Source organism: Spiroplasma citri (genome assembly GCF_001886855.1).
GTDB lineage: Bacteria > Bacillota_I > Bacilli_A > Mycoplasmatales > Mycoplasmataceae > Spiroplasma > Spiroplasma citri.
In genome coordinates this window covers 365,281-391,180 of sequence record NZ_CP013197.1, presented here as the reverse complement: position 1 = coordinate 391,180, position 25,900 = coordinate 365,281, and the positions used below count along the sequence as shown (strand labels likewise).

Annotated in this window: 34 protein-coding genes; 12 read left to right on the top strand and 22 right to left on the bottom strand. The window is 27.5% G+C overall.

Going from position 1 to position 25,900, the window contains the following annotated elements:
* Position 1: 1 nt before the first annotated feature.
* Genes argS through rsmD form a run of 4 tightly spaced genes read right to left on the bottom strand, consistent with a single transcriptional unit; the run spans position 2 to position 4,187 of the window.
* Positions 2-1,675 (bottom strand): arginine--tRNA ligase, encoded by a 1,674-nt coding sequence (argS, locus tag SCITRI_RS02125; RefSeq protein ID WP_071937036.1) that lies wholly within the window; start codon positions 1,673-1,675, stop codon positions 2-4.
* Between the two features lie 54 nt (positions 1,676-1,729).
* Positions 1,730-3,001: a 16S rRNA (cytosine(967)-C(5))-methyltransferase RsmB gene (gene rsmB / locus SCITRI_RS02120; protein WP_071937035.1), complete on the bottom strand. Its 1,272-nt coding sequence runs from the start codon at positions 2,999-3,001 to the stop codon at positions 1,730-1,732.
* Positions 3,002-3,018: 17 nt separating this feature from the next.
* Positions 3,019-3,594 carry a guanylate kinase gene (gene gmk, locus SCITRI_RS02115; protein ID WP_071937034.1) on the bottom strand — a complete coding sequence of 192 codons (576 nt, stop codon included), beginning with the start codon at positions 3,592-3,594 and terminating at the stop codon, positions 3,019-3,021.
* Positions 3,573-4,187: a 16S rRNA (guanine(966)-N(2))-methyltransferase RsmD gene (rsmD, locus tag SCITRI_RS02110; RefSeq protein WP_257785695.1), complete on the bottom strand. Its 615-nt coding sequence runs from the start codon at positions 4,185-4,187 to the stop codon at positions 3,573-3,575. Before rsmD ends, gmk begins: the two co-directional genes overlap by 22 nt.
* Before the next feature lie 70 nt (positions 4,188-4,257).
* Between rsmD and def the strand changes: the two genes are divergently transcribed.
* The 11 genes from def to SCITRI_RS02065 all read left to right on the top strand — a co-directional run bounded on the left by def (position 4,258) and on the right by SCITRI_RS02065 (position 10,586).
* Complete coding sequence (def, locus tag SCITRI_RS02105; RefSeq protein WP_071937032.1) at positions 4,258-4,839, top strand: peptide deformylase; 582 nt, start codon at positions 4,258-4,260, stop codon at positions 4,837-4,839.
* Positions 4,840-5,012: 173 nt separating this feature from the next.
* Positions 5,013-6,773, top strand: coding sequence for a ribonuclease J1 (rnjA, locus tag SCITRI_RS02100; protein ID WP_071937031.1), 1,761 nt, complete (start codon positions 5,013-5,015; stop codon positions 6,771-6,773).
* A 721-nt stretch (positions 6,774-7,494) separates the two neighbouring features.
* Positions 7,495-7,779: a hypothetical protein gene (locus tag SCITRI_RS02095; RefSeq protein WP_147076824.1), complete on the top strand. Its 285-nt coding sequence runs from the start codon at positions 7,495-7,497 to the stop codon at positions 7,777-7,779.
* 9 nt (positions 7,780-7,788) lie between these two features.
* Positions 7,789-7,977, top strand: coding sequence for a hypothetical protein (locus tag SCITRI_RS02090; RefSeq protein ID WP_071937029.1), 189 nt, complete (start codon positions 7,789-7,791; stop codon positions 7,975-7,977).
* A gap of 13 nt (positions 7,978-7,990) precedes the next feature.
* On the top strand, positions 7,991-8,164 hold the full coding sequence (locus SCITRI_RS09820; RefSeq protein ID WP_155522077.1) for a hypothetical protein: 174 nt from the start codon (positions 7,991-7,993) through the stop codon (positions 8,162-8,164).
* A 5-nt stretch (positions 8,165-8,169) separates the two neighbouring features.
* The gene (locus tag SCITRI_RS09815) at positions 8,170-8,307 is read left to right on the top strand and encodes a hypothetical protein (RefSeq protein WP_157092843.1); all 138 of its coding nucleotides are present in this window, start codon (positions 8,170-8,172) and stop codon (positions 8,305-8,307) included.
* 2 nt (positions 8,308-8,309) lie between these two features.
* Positions 8,310-8,573, top strand: a complete 264-nt coding sequence (locus tag SCITRI_RS02085; RefSeq protein ID WP_071937028.1) for a hypothetical protein — start codon at positions 8,310-8,312, stop codon at positions 8,571-8,573.
* Between the two features lie 46 nt (positions 8,574-8,619).
* Positions 8,620-8,862, top strand: coding sequence for a pentapeptide repeat-containing protein (locus SCITRI_RS02080; RefSeq protein ID WP_071937027.1), 243 nt, complete (start codon positions 8,620-8,622; stop codon positions 8,860-8,862).
* A complete protein-coding gene (locus SCITRI_RS02075) occupies positions 8,862-9,287 on the top strand; it encodes a single-stranded DNA-binding protein (protein WP_071937026.1) in 426 nt (141 codons plus the stop codon). The genes SCITRI_RS02080 and SCITRI_RS02075 overlap by 1 nt, the downstream gene beginning before the upstream one ends.
* On the top strand, positions 9,278-9,931 hold the full coding sequence (locus SCITRI_RS02070; protein WP_071937025.1) for a hypothetical protein: 654 nt from the start codon (positions 9,278-9,280) through the stop codon (positions 9,929-9,931). The genes SCITRI_RS02075 and SCITRI_RS02070 overlap by 10 nt, the downstream gene beginning before the upstream one ends.
* Positions 9,915-10,586 (top strand): ERF family protein, encoded by a 672-nt coding sequence (locus SCITRI_RS02065; RefSeq protein ID WP_071937024.1) that lies wholly within the window; start codon positions 9,915-9,917, stop codon positions 10,584-10,586. The genes SCITRI_RS02070 and SCITRI_RS02065 overlap by 17 nt, the downstream gene beginning before the upstream one ends.
* A 150-nt stretch (positions 10,587-10,736) precedes the next feature.
* Here the strand turns inward: SCITRI_RS02065 and SCITRI_RS02055 are convergent, their stop codons facing one another.
* The 12 genes from SCITRI_RS02055 to SCITRI_RS02010 all read right to left on the bottom strand — a co-directional run bounded on the left by SCITRI_RS02055 (position 10,737) and on the right by SCITRI_RS02010 (position 21,128).
* Positions 10,737-10,931: a hypothetical protein gene (locus SCITRI_RS02055; RefSeq protein WP_071937022.1), complete on the bottom strand. Its 195-nt coding sequence runs from the start codon at positions 10,929-10,931 to the stop codon at positions 10,737-10,739.
* The gene (locus tag SCITRI_RS02050) at positions 10,886-11,170 is read right to left on the bottom strand and encodes a hypothetical protein (protein ID WP_071937021.1); all 285 of its coding nucleotides are present in this window, start codon (positions 11,168-11,170) and stop codon (positions 10,886-10,888) included. Before SCITRI_RS02050 ends, SCITRI_RS02055 begins: the two co-directional genes overlap by 46 nt.
* Before the next feature lie 191 nt (positions 11,171-11,361).
* On the bottom strand, positions 11,362-11,535 hold the full coding sequence (locus tag SCITRI_RS09810; protein ID WP_147076818.1) for a pentapeptide repeat-containing protein: 174 nt from the start codon (positions 11,533-11,535) through the stop codon (positions 11,362-11,364).
* Positions 11,536-12,678: 1,143 nt separating this feature from the next.
* The gene (locus SCITRI_RS02045; protein WP_071937020.1) at positions 12,679-13,638 is read right to left on the bottom strand and encodes a CPBP family intramembrane glutamic endopeptidase; all 960 of its coding nucleotides are present in this window, start codon (positions 13,636-13,638) and stop codon (positions 12,679-12,681) included.
* A 128-nt stretch (positions 13,639-13,766) separates the two neighbouring features.
* Complete coding sequence (gene gpmI / locus SCITRI_RS02040) at positions 13,767-15,344, bottom strand: 2,3-bisphosphoglycerate-independent phosphoglycerate mutase (RefSeq protein ID WP_071937019.1); 1,578 nt, start codon at positions 15,342-15,344, stop codon at positions 13,767-13,769.
* Between the two features lie 44 nt (positions 15,345-15,388).
* Positions 15,389-15,985, bottom strand: a complete 597-nt coding sequence (locus tag SCITRI_RS02035) for an HAD hydrolase family protein (protein ID WP_250638248.1) — start codon at positions 15,983-15,985, stop codon at positions 15,389-15,391.
* On the bottom strand, positions 15,901-16,203 hold the full coding sequence (locus SCITRI_RS12035; RefSeq protein WP_250638247.1) for an HAD family hydrolase: 303 nt from the start codon (positions 16,201-16,203) through the stop codon (positions 15,901-15,903). Before SCITRI_RS12035 ends, SCITRI_RS02035 begins: the two co-directional genes overlap by 85 nt.
* A 101-nt stretch (positions 16,204-16,304) precedes the next feature.
* A complete protein-coding gene (locus tag SCITRI_RS02030; protein ID WP_071937018.1) occupies positions 16,305-17,315 on the bottom strand; it encodes a hypothetical protein in 1,011 nt (336 codons plus the stop codon).
* 87 nt (positions 17,316-17,402) lie between these two features.
* Positions 17,403-18,413 carry an NAD(P)H-dependent glycerol-3-phosphate dehydrogenase gene (locus SCITRI_RS02025; RefSeq protein WP_071937017.1) on the bottom strand — a complete coding sequence of 337 codons (1,011 nt, stop codon included), beginning with the start codon at positions 18,411-18,413 and terminating at the stop codon, positions 17,403-17,405.
* A gap of 11 nt (positions 18,414-18,424) precedes the next feature.
* Entirely contained in the window at positions 18,425-19,741 is a 1,317-nt protein-coding gene (der, locus tag SCITRI_RS02020) for a ribosome biogenesis GTPase Der (RefSeq protein ID WP_071937016.1), read from the bottom strand.
* The gene (cmk, locus tag SCITRI_RS02015) at positions 19,742-20,413 is read right to left on the bottom strand and encodes a (d)CMP kinase (RefSeq protein WP_237238027.1); all 672 of its coding nucleotides are present in this window, start codon (positions 20,411-20,413) and stop codon (positions 19,742-19,744) included.
* Positions 20,414-20,426: 13 nt separating this feature from the next.
* Positions 20,427-21,128 (bottom strand): hypothetical protein, encoded by a 702-nt coding sequence (locus SCITRI_RS02010; protein ID WP_071937014.1) that lies wholly within the window; start codon positions 21,126-21,128, stop codon positions 20,427-20,429.
* A gap of 95 nt (positions 21,129-21,223) precedes the next feature.
* On the opposite strand from SCITRI_RS02010, the gene SCITRI_RS02005 reads away from it, so the two are divergent.
* The gene (locus SCITRI_RS02005) at positions 21,224-21,469 is read left to right on the top strand and encodes a ferredoxin (protein WP_071937013.1); all 246 of its coding nucleotides are present in this window, start codon (positions 21,224-21,226) and stop codon (positions 21,467-21,469) included.
* Positions 21,470-21,503: 34 nt separating this feature from the next.
* Here SCITRI_RS02005 and SCITRI_RS12030 read toward each other — a convergent pair whose 3' ends face one another.
* From SCITRI_RS12030 to SCITRI_RS01985, 6 genes are all read right to left on the bottom strand, one after another.
* Positions 21,504-21,587, bottom strand: a complete 84-nt coding sequence (locus SCITRI_RS12030) for a dUTP diphosphatase (RefSeq protein ID WP_250638255.1) — start codon at positions 21,585-21,587, stop codon at positions 21,504-21,506.
* A 26-nt stretch (positions 21,588-21,613) separates the two neighbouring features.
* Positions 21,614-21,778 (bottom strand): hypothetical protein, encoded by a 165-nt coding sequence (locus SCITRI_RS11095; RefSeq protein WP_237238026.1) that lies wholly within the window; start codon positions 21,776-21,778, stop codon positions 21,614-21,616.
* 26 nt (positions 21,779-21,804) lie between these two features.
* Positions 21,805-21,933, bottom strand: coding sequence for a dUTP diphosphatase (locus SCITRI_RS12025; protein ID WP_250638254.1), 129 nt, complete (start codon positions 21,931-21,933; stop codon positions 21,805-21,807).
* A gap of 66 nt (positions 21,934-21,999) precedes the next feature.
* Positions 22,000-23,559 (bottom strand): VWA domain-containing protein, encoded by a 1,560-nt coding sequence (locus SCITRI_RS01995; protein ID WP_071937012.1) that lies wholly within the window; start codon positions 23,557-23,559, stop codon positions 22,000-22,002.
* Positions 23,560-23,585: 26 nt separating this feature from the next.
* The gene (locus tag SCITRI_RS01990; protein WP_071937011.1) at positions 23,586-25,127 is read right to left on the bottom strand and encodes an AAA family ATPase; all 1,542 of its coding nucleotides are present in this window, start codon (positions 25,125-25,127) and stop codon (positions 23,586-23,588) included.
* A gap of 13 nt (positions 25,128-25,140) precedes the next feature.
* A complete protein-coding gene (locus SCITRI_RS01985; protein WP_004028503.1) occupies positions 25,141-25,809 on the bottom strand; it encodes a hypothetical protein in 669 nt (222 codons plus the stop codon).
* Positions 25,810-25,900: the final 91 nt, after the last annotated feature.

The window sequence follows — 25,900 nt, the reverse complement described above, 5'->3', positions numbered from 1 at the left end:
ATTACATCTGTTCAATAACATTAACCCCTAATAAATTAAAGGCATTTGATAAAACTTGATAAATTACTTTAATAAATACTAAACGTTGTTTTGTCAATTCTAAGTTATCTAAATTAATAACTTTTGATTCATTATAATATGAATGGAATTGCCGTGCAATATTTTGCACATAATCACAAATAAGGTGTGGTTGGCGTAATTTTGCTGCTCCTTTAATGCAACGATTAAATAAATCAATCTCATTTAAAAGGTATAATTCTTTTTGTGACGTTAATAGCTCAAAGGTTTTAACATCGGTAAAATTAATTTTGCTTATTTTAGCTTGTTTTAGCACACTATTACAACGAGCTGTTGCATATTGTGCATAATAAACAGGATTTTTTGAAGAATGTTGTTTTAAAATACCAATATCTAAGTCCATATGACTTTGAGCACTTTTTGAAGATACCATATAACGAATTGCATCAACTCCAATTTCCTCAATTAAGTCAATTAATCAAACTGCTGTTCCTTTTCGTTTACTCATTTTATATTCAGCACCATCTTTAATTAACCGTACCATTTGAATCATATCAATATCTAAAATGTCTTTTTTATAACCTAATAACTGTAATCCCGCTAACATTCGCACAATATAACCGTGATGATCACCACCTCAAAAATTAACTAATTTATCGGCCTTGCTTCGTATTAACCGTTCATTATGTGATGCTAAATCAGGAGTAATATAAGTTAAATCACCATTTGATTTAACTAAAACCCGATCTTTATCATCGCCAAAATCAGTTGTTTTTAATCATAATGCACCGTCTTGTTGATAAGTCTTTCCCAATTTAGCATACTGTGCTAACGTTGCATCAATTTTTCCTCCTTCGTACATTGAAGCTTCAGAAGAATAATATTCAATATCAACTCGAAATAATTGTAATTGTTTTTTAATAATATCTAAAAATAAATCAACTGATTTTTTACGAAATATTTCGTGTACCTTTGGATCACTAATTTTATAATCTTCGTTAAAAGTTAAATTAATAAATTTATCTTGATAATTGTCAACAAAGTATTGTGCAACAGCATCATACATATCACCACGATATGCATCAGCAGGTAATTCGGTTTTTTTACCTAATAAATTTAAATAACTAACAAAAACCGTTACTGCTAAAGTATTAATTTGATTACCAGCATCATTAACATAATATTCAGTTTGGACATGATAACCAGCTGCTCGCAAAATTCGAGCAACACTGTCACCAATAGCACAATTCCGAGCATGACCAATATGTAAAAATCCCGTTGGATTAGCTGAAACAATTTCTAAATTATAAGTAAAATTCTTCGCTGCTGAATATCCATAGTTTGCTTGTCGTTTTAAAACCTCATTAATAACTTGATGTAACTGGTCATCAGCTAAGGTAAAATTAATAAACCCGGCGCCAGCAATTTCAATCTTTTTAAAATATGATTTATTATTTTTTTCAATAAAAGCAATAATTTCTTCAGCAATTTTATTTGGTGTCTTTTTTAATTTTTTTGCTAGTAACAAAGCTAAATTGGTTGATAAATGGCCAAATCCTTCTTGACGTGGTTTTTCAACCATCACTGGTATTGTTAAATTATTTGCCTTTAAGTATTCTTGTAACAGGTTTTCAATTAATTTAACATTCGTATTCATAATTGTGCTTCCTTTCTTCTTATTATTTATATATATTTTACATAGTTTTTATAATTACTTATCTTTTTTTCTAATTTTACAATAATAAAATCCATCTGTATTATTTTCATAACCAAAGATTTGTTCTGTTGTAATAATTTTTAAATCCGAATGTTTTGCTAAAAAATTGCGGATTTGAACAATATTTTCATACCCACCAAAAGTACAAGTAGAATAAACCAAAATTCCACCTGGTTTTAATAATTGATAAGCTTTTTCTAATAATTGTTCTTGAATCTCAACTAAATTTGCTAATTCTTGATTAGTCAAAGTATGATATTTAATTTCTGGCTTTCGTTTAATTACCCCTAAGCCACTGCAGGGCGCATCACAAAGAATTTTATCATATTGAATTTCACTATTAATTTTTCTAGCATCTAATAAGTGTGGATAAATATTAGTAATTCCTAATCGACTAGCATTCATCTTAATTAAATTAATCTTCTTTTCACTAATATCATAGGCATCAATAATCCCTTTATTGTTTATGATTTGACTTAGATGCGTTGCTTTACCACCCGGTGCACTACACATATCTAACACGCGGTCAGTTTCTTGTGGGTCTAATATCTCTGCAATACGCATACTCATTTCATCTTGAATAAAAATTAAACCTTTTTTAAACATTTCTGAGTTAACAACTGGTTTATCAGCAATGACCCCCACAGAAGACACTAAACTTTTTGTCAAATTATAATTTGAATATTTGGATAATAATTCATCTCGGCTAATTTTTAAGGTATTAACGCGAAATGAAAGTTTTGGAATGGTTAAACTATCAATCATTACTTGTCGAGCAATATCTTCACTATATTCATTCCGAAGAATTAAATATAATGATGACGGAAAACTATATTTAATACTTAATTTTTTTGTTTCATCAGCAATGTTAATTTCAAAAATCTCATCTTTACTGTCAAAAATCTTTTTTAACGTAGTATTAATAAAACCAGCATATTTTGGACTAACACTTTTACTAATATTAACAGCTTCATTAACAATTGCATAATTAGGAATACGATCTAAAAAACGAAATTGATAAATACTCATTCATAACAGAACTTGTAATTTTTGATTAGTTTTCTTGGATTCAATAAATTGATTAGCAATATATTCTAAATACAATTTATTTTTTAAAGTACCATAAACAATTCGATAAATTAAAGTTTTATCTTGGTCAATAAAGTTATCATTTTGTTCTACGATATTTGATAATAAATGATTACTAAACTTATTTTTTGCAAAAATTTTTCATAAGATATTCCATGCTACTTCTCTTGCTTGCATTTCTTAATCCTTTAAACTTATGAACGATTAGCAATTTCTTGTTCTAAAATTGTTTTAATTTCTGCAACGGCTTGTTCTACGGTGTTATTTACAACAACATAATTATAATTACTTTGCAACGGAAGTTCATCAGCTGCTTTTGCTAATCGTGCTTGTAATACTTCTTCGGGTTCACTTTTTCGGCCTCGAATTCGTTTTTCTAATTCTTCTAAACTTGGTGGAATTAAAAAAAATGAAACTGCATCGGTTACTTTTTGTAATACTTGTGTTGCACCTTGTACTTCAATTTCTAATAAAACATTTTTTCCATTATTAATTTGCTCAATACAATATGATTTTGGCGTACCATAATAATTACCAACAAATTCAGCATATTCTAATAATTCATCATTTTTAATTGCAGTTTCAAATGTTGGTCTGTCAACAAAAAAATAATTTACCCCTTCAACTTCATCCTGCCTTTTTGCTCTTGTTGTCATTGAAACTGAATAAGCCAAATTTAACTTCTCATATTTAAAAAGTTCTTGGCATATTGTCCCTTTCCCGACTCCTGATGGGCCAGAAAAAATAATTAAAAAACCCTTTTTCTGCACATTAACTCTCCTTTTTCTAATCTTAATATATACAAATACTTTTTTTTATATGTTTTACAGCGTAGCATAACTAAATTAAATTGATCAAATGACAACACTTGATTTGATTCACAAACTATTATTCCATAGTTATTGATAATATTGTTATTCAATATTATAGTAATAATATCATAATAATACTCAATTTGCTTAAAAGGTGGGTCCAAAAATAAAATATCAATTGATATTTTCTGCTGTATCATTCAACTTAATAAAATTTTATAATCATAATTTAATATTTTTGCATTATTTATTTTTAATTTATTTAAATTCGTTTCAATAATTTTGTAAGCACCCTGATGAGAATCATTAAAATAACATTGTTGTAACCCCCGTGATAAGCCTTCAATTCCTAATTGACCACTTCCAGCAAAAATATCTAAGCCAATCTTATTTTCATAAATAAAATAATTATCTAAAATATTAAATGCATCTTCTTTAATACGGGTCGTCATTGGCCTGGTATTCATTCCATCTAATGTTTTAATTTGATAACCCTTATATTTTCCACTAATCACGCGCATTTTCTTAACCCTTTTCTTTCTTTTTTTTATTATACTAAAACTTTAGAATTTTCTTTAATAATTGCTGAATATGTTATAATTTTTTAAGAGGTGATTTTTAGTGTTGCAAAACGAAATTCCAACTAAAGACTGACTAGTATTTGATGACACACCGTCAATTCGGCAATCATCAATTGATGTTTCTTTACCATTAGCACCTGAAAATGAACTTGTGATGAAAAAATTAATTGATTTTGTAAGATATTCCCAAGATCCACAAAAAAATAGTGGCCATACAATTAGACCAGCTGTTGGCTTAGCAGCTCCTCAAATTGGATTTAATATTAAAATGTATTATATTCGGATTGAAGAGACAAATGACGAAACAGGATTCAAAAAAATAATTGAGCATGCAATGATTAATCCTAAAATTATTGGAAAAAGTGCACAAATAGCTTGCATAGAAGAAGGCGAAGGCTGTTTAAGTGTTAATGGTGATAAAGAAGGTTTTGTCCCTCGTAGTTTTCGAATTATTGTTGAAGGTTATGATTATTTAAAACAACAACAAGTGACAATTACTGCTCGTAGTTATGAAGCAATTGTTTTTCAACATGAAGAAGCACATTTAGAAGGCAAACTATATTATGATTTAATTAATAAAAAAGAACCTTGATTAAAAAAAAATGATTGAATTATTTTATAAATTTAATATTATTTAACTTTTTTAAAGAAAAAGTATTTTTTTTGTAATCTTATTAATCTTTATGTTATAATTTCTTGGATACTAGTAAATTAATTTTTTTTCTTTTTAATAATAATCAATTTAATAAAGAAAAAGCTATGCGTTAATTTTAGAATTATGAGGTGATAATTTCAATGAATGAAGAAAAGAAAGAAACAAGTAAAAACAAAACAATAGTTACAAAACCAACTAGTATAGTAACAAAACAACCAACACAAAATGTTGTTAAAAATAAAATTCCAACAAAAGTCTTTGCTTTAGGCGGATTAGAAGAAGTTGGAAAAAATACATATTGTATTGAGCATGATGAAGAGTTAATTATGCTTGATGCAGGAGTTAAATTCCCAAGTTCAACAATGCTTGGAGTTGATGCTGTTATTCCGAATTATAATTATTTAAAAGAAAATCAACGAAAAATAAAAGCGTTATTTATTACGCATGGGCACGAAGACCATATTGGTGGAATTCCCTATTTATTACGTGAAGTTAATATTCCAATTATTTATGCACCACGATTAGCAGCTGCTTTAATTCGTGATCGGCTAAAAGAAGCAAAATTGGAACAAACCACAATTGTTAAAGAAGTTGATAATATGAGTGTGATTAAAACGAAAAACTTTAAAATTAACTTTTTTGCTGTTAATCATAGTATTCCTGATGCTTTTGGAATTTCAGTAGTTACTCCAAATGGAAAAGTTGTTTCAACAGGTGATTATAAATTTGACTGAACGCCACTAGGGCATCGTGCTGATATTGAACGAATGGCAAATATGGGGCAAGAAGGTGTTATGTTATTAATGGCTGATAGTACTAATGCTGAAGTTGAAGGTTATACTCAAACTGAAACAAAAATTATTCAAAATATTAGTGAATTATTTGTTAAAGCTAAAGGGCGAATTTTAATTTCAACTTTTGCTTCAAATGTCCATCGAATTCAACATATTGTTGAAATTGCAAATAAATATGGACGAAAAATTTTAGTTTTTGGTCGAAGCTTAGATCGAATTATTAAAATTATTCGTCAAATGGGACATTTAAAAATTTCCGATAAGGCATTTATTAAAGCTAATGATGCTAAAAACTATAAAGATAATGAAATATTAATTATTTGTACTGGAAGTCAAGGTGAACCAATGGCTGCATTATCACGAATTGCAAATAACCAACATCAACATATTTCTATTATTCCTGGTGATACTGTTATTTTTTCATCATCACCAATTCCTGGTAATCAAGCTGATGTTGTGCGAGTTATTAATAAACTAGTTCGTGCCGGTGCTATTGTACAAGAAAATAGTCCTCTAAATCAAATTCATACTTCTGGTCATGCTTCGCAAGAAGAACAAAAATTATTATTTACCCTATTGAAGCCAAAATACTTTATGCCAATGCATGGTGACTATCGTATGCTTCGTCAACATGGTGAAACAGCAATTAGTGTCAATGTGCCAAAAGATAATGTCTTTATTTGTGCTAATGGTGATCAAATTGAATTATTAAATGGAACAGCAGCAATTGGAAAACGAATTGAAGCTGAAGCTGTCTATGTTGATGGTAAAGATTTATCAGGTCAAACAACAGCTGTTGTTCGTGACCGTGAAATCTTATCAAAAGATGGTTTAATTGCTGTTGTTATTTCAATTGATTCACAAAATAACCAATTGCTAACTCCACCACGGATTATTTCAAGAGGAAGTTTCTATGTTAAAGAATCTGGAAATATTATTAATGAATCAATTCGCTTAGCAACCGAAGCAGTTAATGAAGTTTTAAAAACTCAAAAGCCAACTTTTGGGGCTCTAAAAAATGCTATCAAGCAATCATTATCTCCTTTCATTTACCGTTATAAACGTCGTAATCCATTAATTATTCCAGTAATTTTAAATAAAAAATAAAAGAATATGTAAAAATATTCTTTTATTTTTTAATATATATTTTATTATTATTTAATCATTATATAATCTAATGCCAGTAACAATCCCCATTCATGTCCCACCATATACCCATGAATGTCATACTTTTCTCAATAGTATGTAAAAACTTGAATATAATTATTATTAGGTATCGTGTACGATGAACCCGTAAAAAAGCAACTCTTGTTAAAGGGTTGTTTTTTTATTTGAAAAACAACTTTACAAATTAAATATATTGGCTCTACAAGTGTTTAATTTTATACAATTACATATTTTTTAGGGAAGGTTCCCCAGCAAGGCATTTCGCCGGCACGAAACCATTAGAGCTGTTAACTTGTTTTTTTGCGATTTTGTAAATTAATGATTTTGATTAAGATAGACGCGTAGTGGCGCATTCATAACTATTAATTAACAAGAAAAAATAAAATCGTGTGCGTAGAAGTTTGTTCTTTTAAGAACTGGGCAAGGATTTCTTAATTAATCTACTAGTGGGGGCTTGATGAGGAGGTACTTAATACTACAAACAACTACAAATTGTAGAACATTGTAGTTAATATACCAACAATTACCAAATACCGCCACCGCTTACCCCCAGTAAAGCGGATGGCGTAGTAAATAAATAGATAAATACTTATATAACTAATTCTTGCTTTGGCACTTTCACTTGGGAGTGAGTGCCAGCGAGTTAAAGATAGGAGAAACAATGATGGAATATAAAAGTAAATATATTAATAAAACTTGAGATGAAATAACAACATCATTTGATTGAGTTAATTGCCAACCTATTGATTGTCGTATTTCACATCATAAAAAACATTATGATTTGCAATGTTTAGAATGAGCAAAAATGTACTTAAATTTATTTAAAGACAAGTGAAATCTTATTGCGTCTTATATGGAACATTACAAAATTAACGATATTTTAGATTTAGCATCAGATGGATGAAAAATATTACAATTTGAGAAAAAAATAAAAGGAATAATTTAGGAGGTAAAGATGAAAAAGAATAGTTGTCTTAAAAAAAGATATTGAGGTTATTTATGTTCTAAATGTGAAAAAGAACAAGCAATTGAAAATAGGTTAAATATACCCCTTACATTTGATGAAGCTGTTGACTTGTACAACCGTTCACAAGATGAAATTACTGATGAACATTGAGCATTAGGTTTACGCAAAAAGAATTAGGAGGAATTAAATTATGAATAAAAGATACTTATTAATTATGAAAAGTGATTTTTCAAATGATATTTTAACTAAATCATTTTATACATTAGAAGAAGCAAAAATTACTGCTAATGTTGAAATGAAACATGGTTGATTAACAACCATTATTGATTTAGAAGATAAAAATATTAAATGACAAGGAGAATAAATAATATGTGAAAAGATGAAGATGGCAAAGTTTATACAGAAGAAGGATTATTTAATGAAGGATTAGAAGAATATCATTCAGAAAAAGGTGCTTATGACTATATTGATACTTTAATTGCAGAAAAGAATTTGGAGAAAATTTAATAATGGATTTAAATATAGAATATTTAATGAAAAATAAATGCAATATTTGGGATTATTATTGTTCAGAACATTATTCAAAAGTAAAAGAAGATAAAATTAATAATGAAAAATCTACTGAAAATAAAGAAGGTTGTTGATGTTCTAAAAATGAATGTTGATGTTGTAGATATAGAAGTGAATTATGTTGCGAAGATAAAAAAATATATGTAATTGCCAAATGTGACTATTGTATAAAGACAATTGAGAAAAAAATATTGTTTGTTTAATACATAAACAACATACAAAATATTCAAAATAAGGAGGAATTATAAAATGAAAACATTAAAAGATATGATGAAAGATTTAACAGATATTACTGTTGAAGAACAAAAAATCAATGAATATTTAGAAGATACTGATTTATCTTGTGCTGATTTATCTTGTGCTGATTTACGAGATGCTAATTTACAAGGCACTGATTTACGAAGTGCTGATTTACGTTGCGCTAATTTAAAAGGTATTAAAATCACCAAGCAACAATTAGAACAATTAACTGTTATTGAGGAGGATGAATAATGAATCAATTTATTGCCATTGGTAGAACAACAAAAGATATTGAAATTAAAAGAACACAAAATGGTAAAGAATATGCCATGTTTCAATTAGCAGTAACAAGACCACATTCAATTCAAAAAGATACTGATTTTATTCCTTGTCAAGTTTGAAATAAACAAGCAAATTTATTACAACAATATTGTCAAAAAGGTAGTCAAATTGCAATTACAGGTATTTTAAAATCTTATAAAGATAAAGATAATAAAATACAATGAATGGTAAGAGTTTATAGTTGTCAATTTTTACAAACTAATAATAATTTAAAAAAAGATACTTTATTTGAAAAACCACAAGAAAAAATAGAATTTAATTCATCTGATACAAAAGAATTATTTAATAATGATAATCAAAATATTGGTAATGATGAAGCAATTTTATGAGATTAAATTTAAAACCTTTATATATTTATAATGATGAATTACATAAGTATAGCATTTTAATCCCTAGTGTTAGTCAAATTGTTAATATTTTATTACCAAAAGACTATTCGCAAATTGATGATAATATTTTAAAATTAGCACAAAATCGTGGAATATGTATACATAATATGATTGATGTTTGAATAAAAAATAATTTTGATGATGAATTAATTGAATTTATTGATTGTGAAATAAAATCACATCGTGAATTATTTAAAAATTTTATAAAACTATATCAAGAAACTTTTAAAGATATTAAATTTAGACATTATGAAACTGAAAAAACACTTTATAGTCCTTTAATGTGTGGTACAACTGATTTTATTGGTATAACAACAGATAATGAATATATAATGTGTGATTGAAAAATTACAAGTTCTAATGAAAAAGCGGATATTGAACGCTATATTTGACAATTAAAACTTTATTATTTATTAGAAAAAAACTTTTGTATAGATAATAAAAAAATATTAATGATAATTATAAATCCAAAATTAAAAATAGTAATTAAAGAAAAAGTTAATATTACTAAACAAGATTTAGAACAAATTAAAGAAGCCATTTTAATATGACAAGAAAGAGAGGAGTGAGAAAATGCCACAAGAAACTAAAACAAAAACCTTAATTGAAAGTATTGGAGAAATTCAATCTGATATAAATCTTTTTGTTAGTAAAAATGCCAGAAATGAACATAATAATTATAATTATTTTACAGAAAGTGACCTCTATCAAACCTTAAAACCACAATTACATAAACAAGGTATAACTTATACTATTCAAACAGTTGGAGAACCAAGTTTTACAGAAACACAAAGTAGTAAAGGTGGAAAATTAATAAATTATTATTCAAAAGGATTATTAACACTTTATAAAGGTAGTGAAAAATTAGAATTAGGAATTATTTTATCAGCACAAAATTCAGATATTGCAAAAGCAATTGGTAGTGCTTTAACTTATGGAGCTCGTTATTGATTATGTAAAACTTTTGGTATAGCAACAGATGAATTAGATCCTGATAGTACTGAAATAAGTAAAGAAAATAGTAATCAAGTTATTAAAGAAAATAATAATCCAAATTCAATGAGTTTAGAACATTTTAATAATATTAAAAATTTTATTACAAATACAAAAATAGATATAAATATTAAAGAAGAAGCAAAAAAATTTATTAAAGAAACTACAAGTGCAACAAAATTAGAACCAGTTATTATTAAAAAACAAAGTGAAGATTTTTATTATCAATTTAAAGAAAGGTTTTTAAAATAATGATAAAAATAGGTATTGACCCATCAGGTACTGGTACTACCGCTATTGTTGTGTATGAAGATAATATTTTAAAAAAACAAATTCTTTATACAGATAAATTTTGATTAAATCACGCAAACTATATACTTGATTTTATAATTGATTTTGATCTTATTGAAATATTAAATACATATTATTTATTGCTTCTTCTTCAGAATTAGAACTAAAAGTAATATTATTAATTATTTTCTTTTTCAAAAAATTATAAATAATAATACCAGTTTGTCCAATTCCAGCAGGGTCAATTGCAATAATATATTTTAATTTACTTGATTTATTTTTTTCTCAAATTGTAATATTTTTCATCCATCTGATGCTAAATCTAAAATATCGTTAATTTTGTAATGTTCCATATAAGAAGCAATAAGATTTCACTTGTCTTTAAATAAATTTAAGTACATTTTTGCTCATTCTAAACATTGCAAATCATAATGTTTTTTATGATGTGAAATACGACAATCAATAGGTTGACAATTAACTCAATCAAAAGATGTTGTTATTTCATCTCAAGTTTTATTAATATATTTACTTTTATATTCTGACATTATAAATAATTCATTAATTAGTTTTACCTAATGCTCAATGTTCATCAGTAATATCTTCAAATGAAACTGGATAACTTCTAAGCATTAATTCATTTATTTTGCTAATACTTTTTTTATTTAACTTTTTCATTATTCATTCTCCTCAATAACAGTTAATTGTTCTAATTGTTTTTTTGTAATTTTAATATTTTTTAAAAATCAGCATAACGTAAATCAGCACATCATAATTTAGCACCTTGTAAATCAGCCCAACGTAAATTAGCATCTTCTAAATCTAATGCTTCATATTCTAAATATTTACTGATTTTATTTTTTTCAACATCAATTCCTGTTAAATCTTTTATCATTTCGTGTAATGTTTTCATTTTATAATTTCCTTTCTGTAAAAAAACATAGTATTCCTTTATTGGTTAATATTTTGATATTTAGTAGATAATTTATTTTAGTATTTAATTACTTCGCCGCCCGCTTCACTTCGGGGGTGAGCGGGGGCGGATAGGATATTTTGATAGAGTTTACCCCCACGGAAATAAACAAAAAAACAGCTTATCCAGTTATTAATTACGCTTCATCTATCCCTACACAACTTTATATAAAGAAAATAACCTTTTGGAGCTCCTCCCTCTTGTTTTTTTAGTGTCCGATATTGTTTTTTTCGGTTTAACAGCACTCTTTTTATGAAACAAGCCAAAAACACACGCTCTGACATTTCGCGGGCGACTAACCCCGCCGAGAATTAAAGAAATAAATAGGAGTAGTAAATCCAATCGCTTTCACACTTTCTTTAAGGCTTCGTGCCATAGATGAGTTATCCATCTTTAAGCATCAAAATATTAAGTTTTAGTATTGCATTATTCATCAGATAGTATCTTTTATTTAAAAGTGATATTATTAGTTATTAAACCGAAAAAATATAATAAATCACAGAAAGGAAATTATAAAAATTAACTAATTGATGGAGAAAATAGGTTAATTTTTAATTTTAAAGATACTATCTGATGAATAATGCAATTAAAAAAATCGCTCTTATAAGCGATTACTTTAATTTATATTTAATTACTTTAATTTATATTTTTTATAAAACCTCAACTTTTTTTCTTACTACCAGAATTATGATGCTGAATTTAATTTTACAATTCCCAATTTTGTAATTCCAACAACGATACTTGCAAAAAATAATTTAAATATAGAAATTTAACAATTAGAAAAACAATTAAATGAAATTGCAAAAGAAAAATACAAATTATTATTACAAATAATCAAAGAAATTATTATTAATGATGAAAAAATAACACTTGAATTAATACGCAATAAATTAAATAAATTTTTACAAGAATACGAAAATAACTTGCTAATTTTTATTAATTCAACCTTACACTATGGATTTATTAGTTTTACCTTTCAAAATGATATTAAAACATTTTTGGACCTTTTAATAGTAACAATAAAAAAGCAGAAATGGATTAAAAAGATGATATTATGTATCATCTTTTTTGTATTAAAATTAATTATGATAAAAATTTTGGTGCAACAAGCATTAAAATGGCAACAATCAAATTATAACCAGCATGGGAAATTATTGTATATGTAACATTTCCATTAACAATTAGAAATAACATTCCTAGTGTTAATGATGCTCCAATATATCCAATAATATGTTCTCAATCTCCTGTTCCAGAAACATGCATTCCAGCAAAGAAAATTATTGATGAAACAAATCCAAGTCATTTGTTACCACTTAAACTAAAAATCCCATGTCTAGTTGCTAATTCTTCAACAATTGGAGCAATACAAATTGTATAAATAAATAAGAAAACAATATTTCACCATTTATCTAAGCATACAATTAAATTATTTTGATTGTTTGAAATTGTTGTTGTTATTAATGATTCTAAATAAACAAAAAATAAATGAATTGAAAAAATAGCAATAATACCAATTGTATAGACAACAAGAATGCGTTTATAATTCTGTTTTAAAGTTAATTTAATTTTTTTAAAAATTGATGGTGACGATCTATAAAGAATAAAAATTGTTACCAATCCTGCAATTATTGATGCTAATAAATTAATTGTTGTTTTAACGCTAACAGCTGGATCAAACTGGTTTGCAATAGTCCCAATTACTAAACCAATAATATTTGGAATAAAATAAAAATAATAAAAGGCAATAGCACCTGACCGCATAATTTCATTTTGGGCCCCACTAATAACAAAATATGAACCAGATCCAACAATAATTCAACTAATAAAGTTCATTCCTGCTAAAACATATTCATTGTGTGCAAACATATATGAAATCAAAATATTAATAAAAAAGGGGGCAAAAATAGCTGTGCTTAAAAAAATATAACCCGTGTTTCTAAGTTTAACTAAATTAAAATCAAAGGGGGCAGCACGATCAACTAGTGTTGGCTTTAACTCATATCATGCTTTTTTAGAATTATATCCATTATCATTATTAGTCATTTTTTATTACTCCTTTAAATCTTACTTTTTATTATATAATAAATTAGTTAAAAATCCATTGAAAATTTAAAATTATTTGTTAAAAAATTTTTAATATATCCACTAAAAAAGACATTTTTCAATGCATTTTACTTAATAATTAATGATGGTTGTGTCATTTCAGGAGGAATCCCTTCACCTAATAAATCTAAAATTGTCGGAGCAATATCAGCAATTGCCGGATTATCTTGTCGTAATTGTAACCCTTCTTTGGTAATAATAATTGGAACCAATTGTGAAGTATGTTTTTTATTAGGACCACCCGTTTCATCTATCATAATTTCAACATTTCCGTGGTCAGCAGTAATAATCATAATTCCGTTAACTTTTTGAATTGCTGTATAAATTTTGCCAAGACAATTATCAATAGTTTTAACTGCTTCTATTGCCGCTGGCAAGATTCCAGTATGACCAACCATATCACAATTTGCAAAATTTAAAATAATAACATCAAATTCATTTTGATTAAGTTCAGTAATTAACTTATCAGTAATTTCATATGCTGACATTTCTGGCTTTAAATCATAAGTTGCTACTTTTGGCGATGGAATTAAATCTGCCGAAGCCCCTGTTAATGTAATTTCGGCTTGTGTTGCTAAACCATTTTTAAAATAATCTTTTCCACCATCAAAGAAAAATGTAACATGAGCAATTTTTTCTGTTTCAGCAATTCGTAATTGTCGATAGCCTTTTTTACTTAATCATTCTCCTAAACCATTAACAACTTTAATTGGTTTAAAAGCAACATGTTTTGAAGCAACTGTTTCTGCATATTCCATCATTGAAACAAAATAAATATCATGTAATTTCGGCATAAAATAAGTTTGTGCTTCATTACCCGGAAAATTAGGATTTGTTAAAGCTGAAGCTATTGCAATAGCACGGTCCGGGCGAAAATTAGCAAAAAAGACACCATCACCTGATTTAATATAACCTTTTGGGGTATTAATATTATATGCTGGCATTAAAAATTCATCATTGCGACCAGCTTGATATTCACGGTTAATATACTCTATTGGGTCACTAAATTCTGAACCCTTTCTTGAAACTAAAACATCATAAGCAATTTGCACTCGGTCATATTTTTTATCACGATCCATTGCGTAATAACGACCACCAATTGTTGCAATTTCCCCAACTTTTAATTGGTTTTGTAATTGTTGAAATTGTTCAAGGTAAATTTTAATACATTCTGGTTTCGTATCACGTCCATCGCCAAAAATATGCAAGTAAATCTCTTTTATTCCTTCTTGTGCTGCTAATTTATAAGCAGCAAAAATATGGTTTAAATGCGAATGAACACCACCAACTGAAAATAACCCCATAATATGAAAGGCACCATTACTTTTTTTTGCAAAATTAATTGCCGCTAAAAGTTCTGGATTTTGATTAAATGTTCCATCTTTAATTGTTTTATTAATTAAAGTTAATGATTCATATTTAATGCGACCTGCTCCTAAATGAATATGTCCAACTTCAGAATTTCCCATTTGTCCTTCTGGTAAACCAACTCATTCTCCTGCCGCATGTGCTGAAACTCATGGATATTTTGTTTTTAATTTTTCAACATTCACCATATGCCCTTGTGTTACAGCATTTCCTTTTGAATCAGGAGCAATTCCTCATCCATCAAGAATTGCCAATAAAATTGGTTGTTTAGCTTTCATTTTACTATTCCTCCTCTTTTTCTCTTTCCTTAACAATTATATAATTATTTTTTATTATTAAGAATATATTTTTCAATCATTTTTGCAACACCACCTGTTTTAACGGTAGTAGTTACTTCTTTTGCAACTGCTTTAATTTGTTCTTGGCTATTCTCCATTGCAATTCCTAACCCTACATTCTTAATCATTCAATAATCATTCATACTATCGCCAATTGCCATCATTTCTGATAAAGCAATATCCCATTGGGTTGAAATTCATTTTAAACCAGCTAGTTTACTAATACCTGGCGCATTTATTTCTGCTGTTCCTGAGGCATCAATTGCAATTTCAATATTTTGTCCACGCGCTGCAATAATAAAATCATCGTTTTCATGTACATTCATTACAATACACTTATAACTCTCATTTTGAATTACTAATGTAGAATCATATTGAATGAATTCCCCATGAAAAAATGCTAATTCAGGATTATTTTTAGCAACAGGATTAAAGTTAACAATAACTTTAGTTAAATCATCAACATAACATCATAATTTTTTATGGTATTTTTTTGCTAATTGAAATAAAAAATTAACTTGAGAAGCAGATAAGGTTTGTTGATAAACAATTGTATTATTTTTAATATCATATAAATGCATGCACCATTAAAACCAATAAAATATTGCTGAAAATAATCCATTTTTACTTTAATAGCTTCTGACAACGAAGTTAATACTGGCCGTCCCGTTGCAAAAACAACACGAATACCCATTTCTTGTGCTTTAATAATTGGCATAATATTTGTCTCGTAAATCCCCCGATGAAAAGAACAAGCAGTTCCATCCATATCTAATGCAATTAATTTAATCTTAGTCATAATTTCCTACTTTCTATTAAAATCTCATAATTATATTGTAAAAGAAAAAACCATATTTTTAAATATGTTTTAAAAGTTAAATCATAAAAAAGAATTATCCCCTAAGCAACTGCATTTTCAGTTGCTACTTCATCTTTCAATAATCAATCTCTCAGTTGAGGGTAAAAACCATAAATAGCCCCAACACAACCACCTAAAATAGCTAAAACAATTAATATAGTAATAAAAACAGTTAATCAGGGGCGTGCTTTCTTTACACAATTTTTACATTGACATTGAATTTTTTCAATATTTGATTGATATTTTTTGCTATTGGTTCCTTTTTGCTGCTTATCATCAAATAAATCAGATGACCCTGATACCCCAATATTCATATTTTTACCAAGACCAACTTTAATGTTTGGATCAATTGGTGCATTTAAGAAATCTGATGGTTTCATTAAGGTACTATTTTGCCTATTGGCAATTCATTCAGCAATTGTTTGCGGTTGGGTTCCTTGCCCCGATAATTGTTGTGGATTTTCCTGCATCGTATTTATTGGTTGACTATTTTGTTGTCCTCAATTATTAGCATTAGGAGAATATTGTTGATTCACATTTTGTTGTTGATATTGTTGTGATGGTTGAGCCCCTTGGTTAGTACTAAGCGGATTATAATTTTGCTTATTACCATTCTGTTGTTGATATTGTGAGCCAAGATTTGATTGTTGATTAAATTGCTGTGGTCCAATATTCTGAGGTGGACGTTGCATTAAATTTTGTTGTTGATATTGTTGTGATGGTTGAGCCCCTTGGTTAGTACTAAGCGGATTATAATTTTGCTTATTACCATTCTGTTGTTGATATTGTGAGCCAAGATTTGATTGTTGATTAAATTGCTGTGGTCCAATATTCTGAGGTGGACGTTGCATTAAATTTTGTTGTTGATATTGTTGTGATGGTTGAGCCCCTTGGTTAGTACTAAGCGGATTATAATTTTGCTTATTACCATTCTGTTGTTGATACTGTTGTTGTGAAAGACTAAAATTATTTCCCTGGTTAAGAGAAACTTGTTGTTGATTACTTTCTGGTCTGTTCCCCGAATCATTGTTAAAAGAATGTTTAAAATTCATTTTGTGCCCTTCCATTTCATCAATAATTACATACTCTTTATTTTTATATACTTTGTGTAGTAATTATAACATAAAATAGTGGCATTTTTAGGACAATATTGCTTTTGTAAAAACATTATTAATAATTACACTTGGCCGTTTATTATGATATAAAATATCATATAAAGCTTCAAATAGAGGTAGAGTAATATTATTTGCTCGCGCATCTAACACAATTGTTTTACAAGTTAAAACGCCTTCTACTGTTTTTACCTGCTCTGATAAAACTTTTTGAGCATTATCAACTTGAGCAATTTCAAAACCAAGAGAATAATTTCTTGATTTGCTTGAGGTAGCTGTTAAAATTAAATCAGCTAATCCCGCAAAGTTAAAAAAAGTTTCAATTTGAGCTCCTTTTGTTTTGGCAAAAAGTTGAATCTCATTTAATCCCATCGTAATTAATGATGCTTTAGCGTTATCTGATTCATAAAGACCATTAAATATTCCTGAGGCAATTGCTAATGCATTTTTCAAAGCAACAGCATATTCAGTACCAATAACATCCGTATTAGCAAAAGTAACAAAATATTCATTGTTAAATAATTCACGAACTTCTTGTGCAATTGCAAAATCCTGTGAAACCGCCATAATACATGTTGGTTTTCGTTGTAAAACTTCTTTTGCAATACTTGGACCATAAATACCAGCATATTCTTTTAAAATTTTTGGATTCACTAATTTTATAATTGATTTTGATAAAACTTCATGCGTGTCAGGGTCTAATCCTTTAGCAACATTAATGATAACAACTGGTTTAGTTACTGTTTTATTAATCTTTTCAATAATTAATTTAATAGCAACAACAGGGATTCCTAAAATAATATATTCAGCATCTTCAACTGCTTCAGCAAAATTTGTTGTAGCTTTAATTTCTTTATTAATTTTTAAATTACCAAAAAAATGACGATTTAAATGTGCATTATTAATATCATCAACTTCTTTATTATTAATTCCATACATAATAACGTTATGATCATTATCTGTCAAAACATTTGCTAAAACTGTCCCATATGCTCCTGTTCCAATAATAGTAATATTTTTTTGTGTTTTTTTCATCATAATTTCCCTCGTTACTTTCTTTCTCTAAATAATATTTTAATTGGTACTCCCTCAAATCCAAAATATTCTCGAAGTTGATTCTCAAGAAATCTTTTATAAGAAAAATGAAGATATTTTGGATTATTACAAAACATAATAAAAGTCGGAATAATACCTTCGGGTTGGGTAGCATAATAAATTTTTAAACGACCACCATTAAAATCTGGCGGTGGATTTAACAATTGTGCTTTTACTAAAATTTCATTTAAAATACTAGTTTTTACTCGTTGGGTTAAACCAGCATAAACTTCATCAATTGTTTGAAATAAAATATGTAATCGTTTTTTTTCTAAAGCAGAAACAAAAACCATTTTTGCATAATTTAGATATTTAAAATATCCACGAATACTTTGCTCAATTTTTTTCATTGACCGTTCATCTTTTTCCATCACTGCATCTCACTTATTAACTACTAAAATAATTGGTTTATTTTGTTCAAATGTAATTCCAGCAATATTTGTATCTTGGTCAGTAATAGGAACTGTTCCATCAATAATCAATAAAACAAGATCACTTCGTTTAATTGCACTAACAGCACGAAGAACACTATATTTTTCTAATTTCTCATAAACTTTCCCTTTTCGTCGAATCCCAGCTGTATCAATCACAGTATAAAGTTGATTATTACGTTTAAACGATGTATCAATTGAATCTGTTGTTGTCCCTGCAATTGGTGATACAATAACTCGTTCTTCACCTAAAATTGCATTTGTTAACGAAGATTTCCCAACATTTGGTTTTCCAATTAAAGAAAAATGAATTCCTTCTGTTTTTGGCTGAATTGGAATTTGATCTAAATAAGAAATTACTTGATCTAATAAATCACCAATGCCAATCCCATGCGTAGCAGATACAGCAATTGGCTCACCAAATCCTAATGTCATATATTCAAATAATTCACTTTCTTTTTCTTGTTTATCATATTTATTAATAACTAAAAGAACCGGTTTTTTAGAACGATATAATATTTTTGCAACCATTTCATCATCTGGAGTAATTCCTTCTTTGTACGATAAAACAAAAATAATAATATCGGCTTCTGCAATTGCAATTTCTGCTTGCATTTTAATCTCTTGGGCAAACATTGCCGTATTATTTAATGTAATTCCACCCGTATCAATTATTAAAAATTCCCTTGTTAATCATTCTGAAAAAGCATAAATTCGATCACGTGTTACGCCAGGAGTATCTTCAACAATTGCAAGACGATTTTTAATAATACGATTAAATAATGTTGATTTCCCAACATTTGGCCGCCCTACAATTGCAACAGTTCCTTTTTGTGCCATTTATTTTCCTGCTTTCTTATAATTACATATTACTTGATAAATCTTAGTTACTGTTTGTTCAAATGTTAACTTACTACTATCCACAACAACCGCATCAGGAGCAATTTTTAATGGTCCTACCGCTCGTGTTGTATCAACATAATCTCGTTCTTTTAATTTGACTTTAATTTCTGCTAAATTATTTGGAACAATATTGTTTTCTTGATTTTGATTTCATCGACGGTTAGCTCGTGCTGTAATACTAGCTGTTAAGTAAATTTTCACTTCCGCATCAGGGAGAACAACAGTAGTAATGTCTCGCCCAACAACAACATTACCTTTTTTAACCACTAATTTTCGTTGTAAACAAACCATTGCTGCTCGAATAAAATCAAGTCCAGTAATTTTGTTAATATTATCAAGAACAAGATTAGTTTGCAACTTATAAGTAATATCTTCATTATTAACATAAACATGGTTATTAATTACTTGATATTTAAAGTTTGCTAATTGTGCTTGCAACTGATGATGATTTGTAAAATCAACTCCAACTTTTACACAAAAATAAGTAAAAGCACGATAAGTTAGACCAGTATCAATAAACTGATAATTTAGTTTTTTGGCCAATTCATAACCAGCAGAAGATTTTCCACTACCAGCCGGGCCATCAATCGCAATATTTATTTTCATCATCTACTCCTATTTTCTATAACATAAAGATTAAAACTAAACAAATAGCCAATAAAACAACAAGCAAAACCATAGTACTAAATAACATTTTATAACCTGGTTTTATCTTTCGATAAACAACTAACACATTATTATGCTTTTCTTCTAAAAGAGCACTTGATTCTTTTAGCATTTCTGCTGTTGACCGTTGGTCATTTTTACGCATATGTGCAATTGTACTAAATTCAATATTAGCTGAATTAATTTTAAAATTACTATTTTCTGCTTTAATTTTATCACTTACACGATGATAAATAATTTTTTCTGCTAAAATACTTTCTAAAATTGCTTGATATTTTTGATATGTTGGTTTGTTTAACAATGTTTCAGCAATTAAAATATTATGCATAATATCACCGGCATCTTGGTCATTTTTTTGATTAGTTTGAATTGTTGCTTTGGTTGTATTAACAACTTGTTCTAGCAACTGTTGTAAATCATATTTAAAATCAGATGGATATGGTTGTTCATCTGGGTTTTTATCCAAATACACTTTTTCTCAACTAAATTCTTGTTCAAAATTTGATTTAACACCACCAAAAAAATTATCATCAATAGCGTTTAATTTCGCCATATAACTATTAATGACCTGACTTGTTTGATTAATTTCTTGATCAATCTCAATCTCTTTCTTAATCATTTCACGTAGCTGGGCAAATTTCTCCATTCTAGTTTCCATGTTAAACCTCCAACTTTTTTAAACTACATTAAAATTATATATTATTATTAAAATTTTTGTTATTATTATAGTAAATAAATAATGGAGTGATAAATATGGCAAATCGTGATATATCAAAAAAAAGAACATATGTAAATACTGACTTATGCATTTCTTGTGGAAGCTGTATTATGATTGATGAAACCGAAACATTTTTTATGGATGATGATGGTTTCGCAAATACAATTGATAATGAAAAGGAATTAGTGGAAGCACAAATGGTGTGTCCAACGGCGGCAATTTTTATTAAAACATTAGAAGAATTTAAGGAAAATCGTAAAAGTAGTCTTGATACGAATTAAAAAAATGTTTTATAAAAAATTATAAAACATTTTTTTAATAATTATTTTGTTGACGAGTAAAATTGATTTTATTTTTTTTATTATAAGCGATAAGTAAATCATCTTCAGTAAATTTTAACTGTTCAGCAATTATTAAATACTGATTTAAAACTTTAAAATAAATTTCTGGTGTCTGATTTTAATTAGTTCTGTCGCAACAGCAAAACAATCTAAATAAAGTTTCGTCAAATTAATATTTTCCTTACAACATTCATTACAATATTGATATGTTTTAAAATCAACTCCTAAACTATTACCAATACTAATCAAAAAATGAATTCCATCAATATATTCTTCTATAAAACATCTTTTGTTGAAGCTGGTTTAACACTTCAATATTTAAAATCACGTTGTTCATTAATAAATTCTGCTAATTCAACTAAGAAAGCTAAAATTCTTTTCTCAAATGTTTCATCATCATTTAATTTAAATTTTGTTAAAATGTGCTCATCTAATTTTTTTGATTTTCTAACAAATAATTAAAAGTATCCTTACTTAACATTTTTGCTAATCTCCTTTGCAGTTATCATTCGTCCTAAAATTGCTTTTGCCCCAGAAACTTTATCATATTTCTTTACAATTTGGCCTGTTAACGAGGCAATAATTAGTTCTGAAGCAAATGGATCACGTGGGTCATAAATTCAAGCATTGTTAAAAATTGTTTCTACATTTTCTGCTCCCATTGTGCCAATTACAATAGCATGAAATCGATTCCGACGTTGTTTTAATAAATTTATTTTTGTTATTAATTCAGGTGATAAATCAGAAGTTAAAAAGTCACTAATTAATAATAAATCAGCATTAAAATATTCATTACTATCCATTACTGTTAAGGTATGTTCTAAAGCTGGTTCAACATTGGTATCTCCAGCAAAACTTTTTGATAAAAATTCAATTAATTTTGGGAGTGAATCTTTTAAAGAAGATAAATTATAGACATCTAAACTTTTAGAAAAATTAATCATATAGCAAGGACGATGTTCTCCTAAAGCAATTTTTGCAATTGCTAAAGCAAGTGCTTTGGCAATTTGTTCAGGACTACCTCGCATTGAAGAAGAAGTATCAATTGATAAAATGATTGGTCCTTTTTCTTCGGGAACATATGTTTCAATTGTCCGTAATTTAATTTGTTCTTTAGGAACTTTATCTTGTGATAAAAATTCAAATGTTGTTAATTTTCCCTCAATATATTTTTTATAAAAAATATATTTTAAAACTGGATCTTTTAATAAAACTAATTCGGCTGCGAACATATGTTCTAAATCCTTTGACTCAGTTGCCCCAATAATTTCTTCTGGTGAAGAGCCAATTGGTTTTCATTCATAATCCATCACAATTTCTTCTAAAATGCGTTGTTCAATTAAATTACTTTCACCTTGGAAACGTCCTAATAATGTTGCAATTTCCATAATTGCTGGATTAGTTTCTAAAAATTTTGCAAACTTATCAATGGCTGACATATTAACACCTTTTTTTAGTTCTGTTGGATTTCATATTTTACCAAAAAAATTTCATACTGTTTTTAATAAACTATTAGCTTTATTATATATTTCCACTTTATTATATAAATCTTGCATAAACTTTGTTCTTAATTCTTCAATTTTTGCAAAACGATAATCATTAATTCTTTTAATTAAAATTGATTCTCAAATTCCAATAAAATCACGAAATAACATATTTGTATTATTATTTTGTTTTTTATTAAATTCATAGCGATAATAATTTAGCCGATCATAAAATGGTGAATTAACTTTAAATAAAAAGTCTTGTGTTGAAGCATAATTCTTTTTTAAACCATCATAACCATTAACTTTAATTCAATGAAACAAATAAATTTCTTTTTCAATATTTGAGTCTAACTTAATTTTCATAATTTCATTTTCAATTTGGTGATCATAAAAATTATTAACAGCTTGATCAAACATTTCACTTAATCAACGATTTGTTGTTTTCATCAGAGCAAACTTTGGATTAACTAAATCCCTATTTTTTAATGCTGTTAACTTATTAGCTAATTGAACTCCCGCTTTTTGTTCTAAATATGGATTCATGTTAAATCCTCCCTTGTTTTATCCACTTAATTTTTTGTTGATTGTTCAAAATTATTATTACTTATTTTTTGTTCTGGGATTGAAAAATGTTCTAATTCTAACCCATCTTCATTAAAATTTAATTTACTATCACTAAAAGCATTGTTAACTGCTAACGTAAAACGTTCTTTAAAAAAGAGACAATTTAAAGATAATAATCGTTCCTTTTCATCAGGAAAAGCAGTTGTTAAACTATCAATTTCCCGTTCAATAGCTAAAATTCTTTTTTCCACTTTTGAATTATTATCCACTTTTGAATTCTTAATTTCAATTTTAATTTCTTCATTTGTTTTAATAATTTTAAAAGTACTATCATTAACATAACTAATCTCTGTTTGTAAAACATCTGCCATATTATCTAAATCTTCGCCATAATATAATTCAATTAAAGTTGGTTGTGTTTTATTATGACGAGCATCAATGAAATCCTCAACACGGATAAAACAAATTGGATATTGTTGATTTTTTCAAAAAATTCGATGAAATGTTCCTTGTAATTTTCCATCAAAAACATCTAAATATTCACTTTTACGACTATTAACTTCTTGAATATCTTCATATTGAGCTGATAATTCTTCTAATTCTTTGCTTAAACGATTCTTTTTTTCACGAACATCATATGTTAAAGCATCTAAATAAAATTCATTAAAAATAGCATTATATTCTTCTTGTTGTTGTTCATCATCTCAAATACAATATGGAATTACTAATCAATCAACTTTGTCAACTGTATCACGACCATTATAAAATGCTGAAGCTTTCATTAAATGAGCAATCTTCTTTCAACGACGATCGGAAATATAATATTCACCTTCAGTAGCAATATACATTGCTTTTCGAAATCGTGAAATGAAATCAAAGGTTACTGATGTTATTTTAATCTTATTAATTTCTTTTCGTCACACATCATATTCTTCATGTGTAATTTGTAAAGCCTCATCAACTTTTACATCCAATTCAGTTACCCCAGCAATCATCTCATTAAAGTTTTCCTCATCTTTTAAACCTTGGGCAATATAACGAATAATAAAGCGGTCATATAAAGCTTCAAGGCCTTGCCCTTCTGCTGGCAATTCATTTGATGCGGAAATTAATAATTTCATTGGTACTTTAATATCTACTCCAGCATTACGAAAAATCTTTTCATTAATAATTGTTAATAAAGTATTTTGAATTGATGGTCCTGCTTTTCAAATTTCATCTAAAAATACAATTTCTGCGGTTGGTAAATATTTATCAATTAAACGTTTATATACTCCTTTTTGTAAATCTTCAATTGAAATTGGACCAAAAATTTCTTCTGGTGTAGAAAAACGATTCATTAAGTATTCAAAAATAGTACCATTTTTAAAAGCATGTTTTAAACGACGAGAAACTAATGATTTAGCAATTCCGGGTTTTCCTAAAAGAAAAATTGATTCACCACTTAGCATTGCTAACATTGCTAAATTAAAAATTTCTTCTTTTTCATAAACATTTTGCTGTAGTTGCTTTGTTAATTCTTCTAATCTTTCTGTAAGTGTCATCATTTTCTTTTTTCTCCTAAATTTCTAAATTAATTCTTCGTTTAACATCATCTGATTTAACAATCAAGAGGCATGCTCCAATAATTCAAATGGAAGTAATTATTAGAACCAAAACAATAAAAACTAGTAATCAAATATTAATTGGTTCAGCCGGATTTCCTTTAATACTTCCTAAAATCAATAAAATTGCACATAAAATTTCAACAAATAAAAAATATAAAATTGCTAACATAATATATGCAATACCTCATCCATAAATAGCACCCGCAGTTCGAGCCATTGCCATCGGAATAAAATATAATAAACTAAATAATAAACTAAGAAATAAGAAGCCATAACTTAAAAGATCTTTAACATAAAGCTCAGCAAAAACTTTAATATTTGGATCAAGATAATTACTTAAAGCAACTAAAATTGCTTTTTGACCAATAAAATAAGCTAAAACAATTGCTATCAACTGTCCAAAAATGATAAAACTTCGCCCTACTCGTTCAAGTGGACTATCCCAAAACATTCGTCGTTGTGAAAAATCATTATGCTGAGTTGGCGACAAATAACTAAAACGTTTTTGCTCTTGTTTAGATAATTCTTTAACTTCTTCCTCATATTTTCGGCGTTCTTCTTCAGTATCAAGCAACTCTAAATCTGGAAATTTACTTCCATATGTGGGCTTATTTTTAAACATTTTATTCCCCCTCTGGTATTTAACCCTATTTTATTTTAATTTGTGTAAATATTTTAACATTTTCCCTAAATTTAGGCAATTAAATTATTTT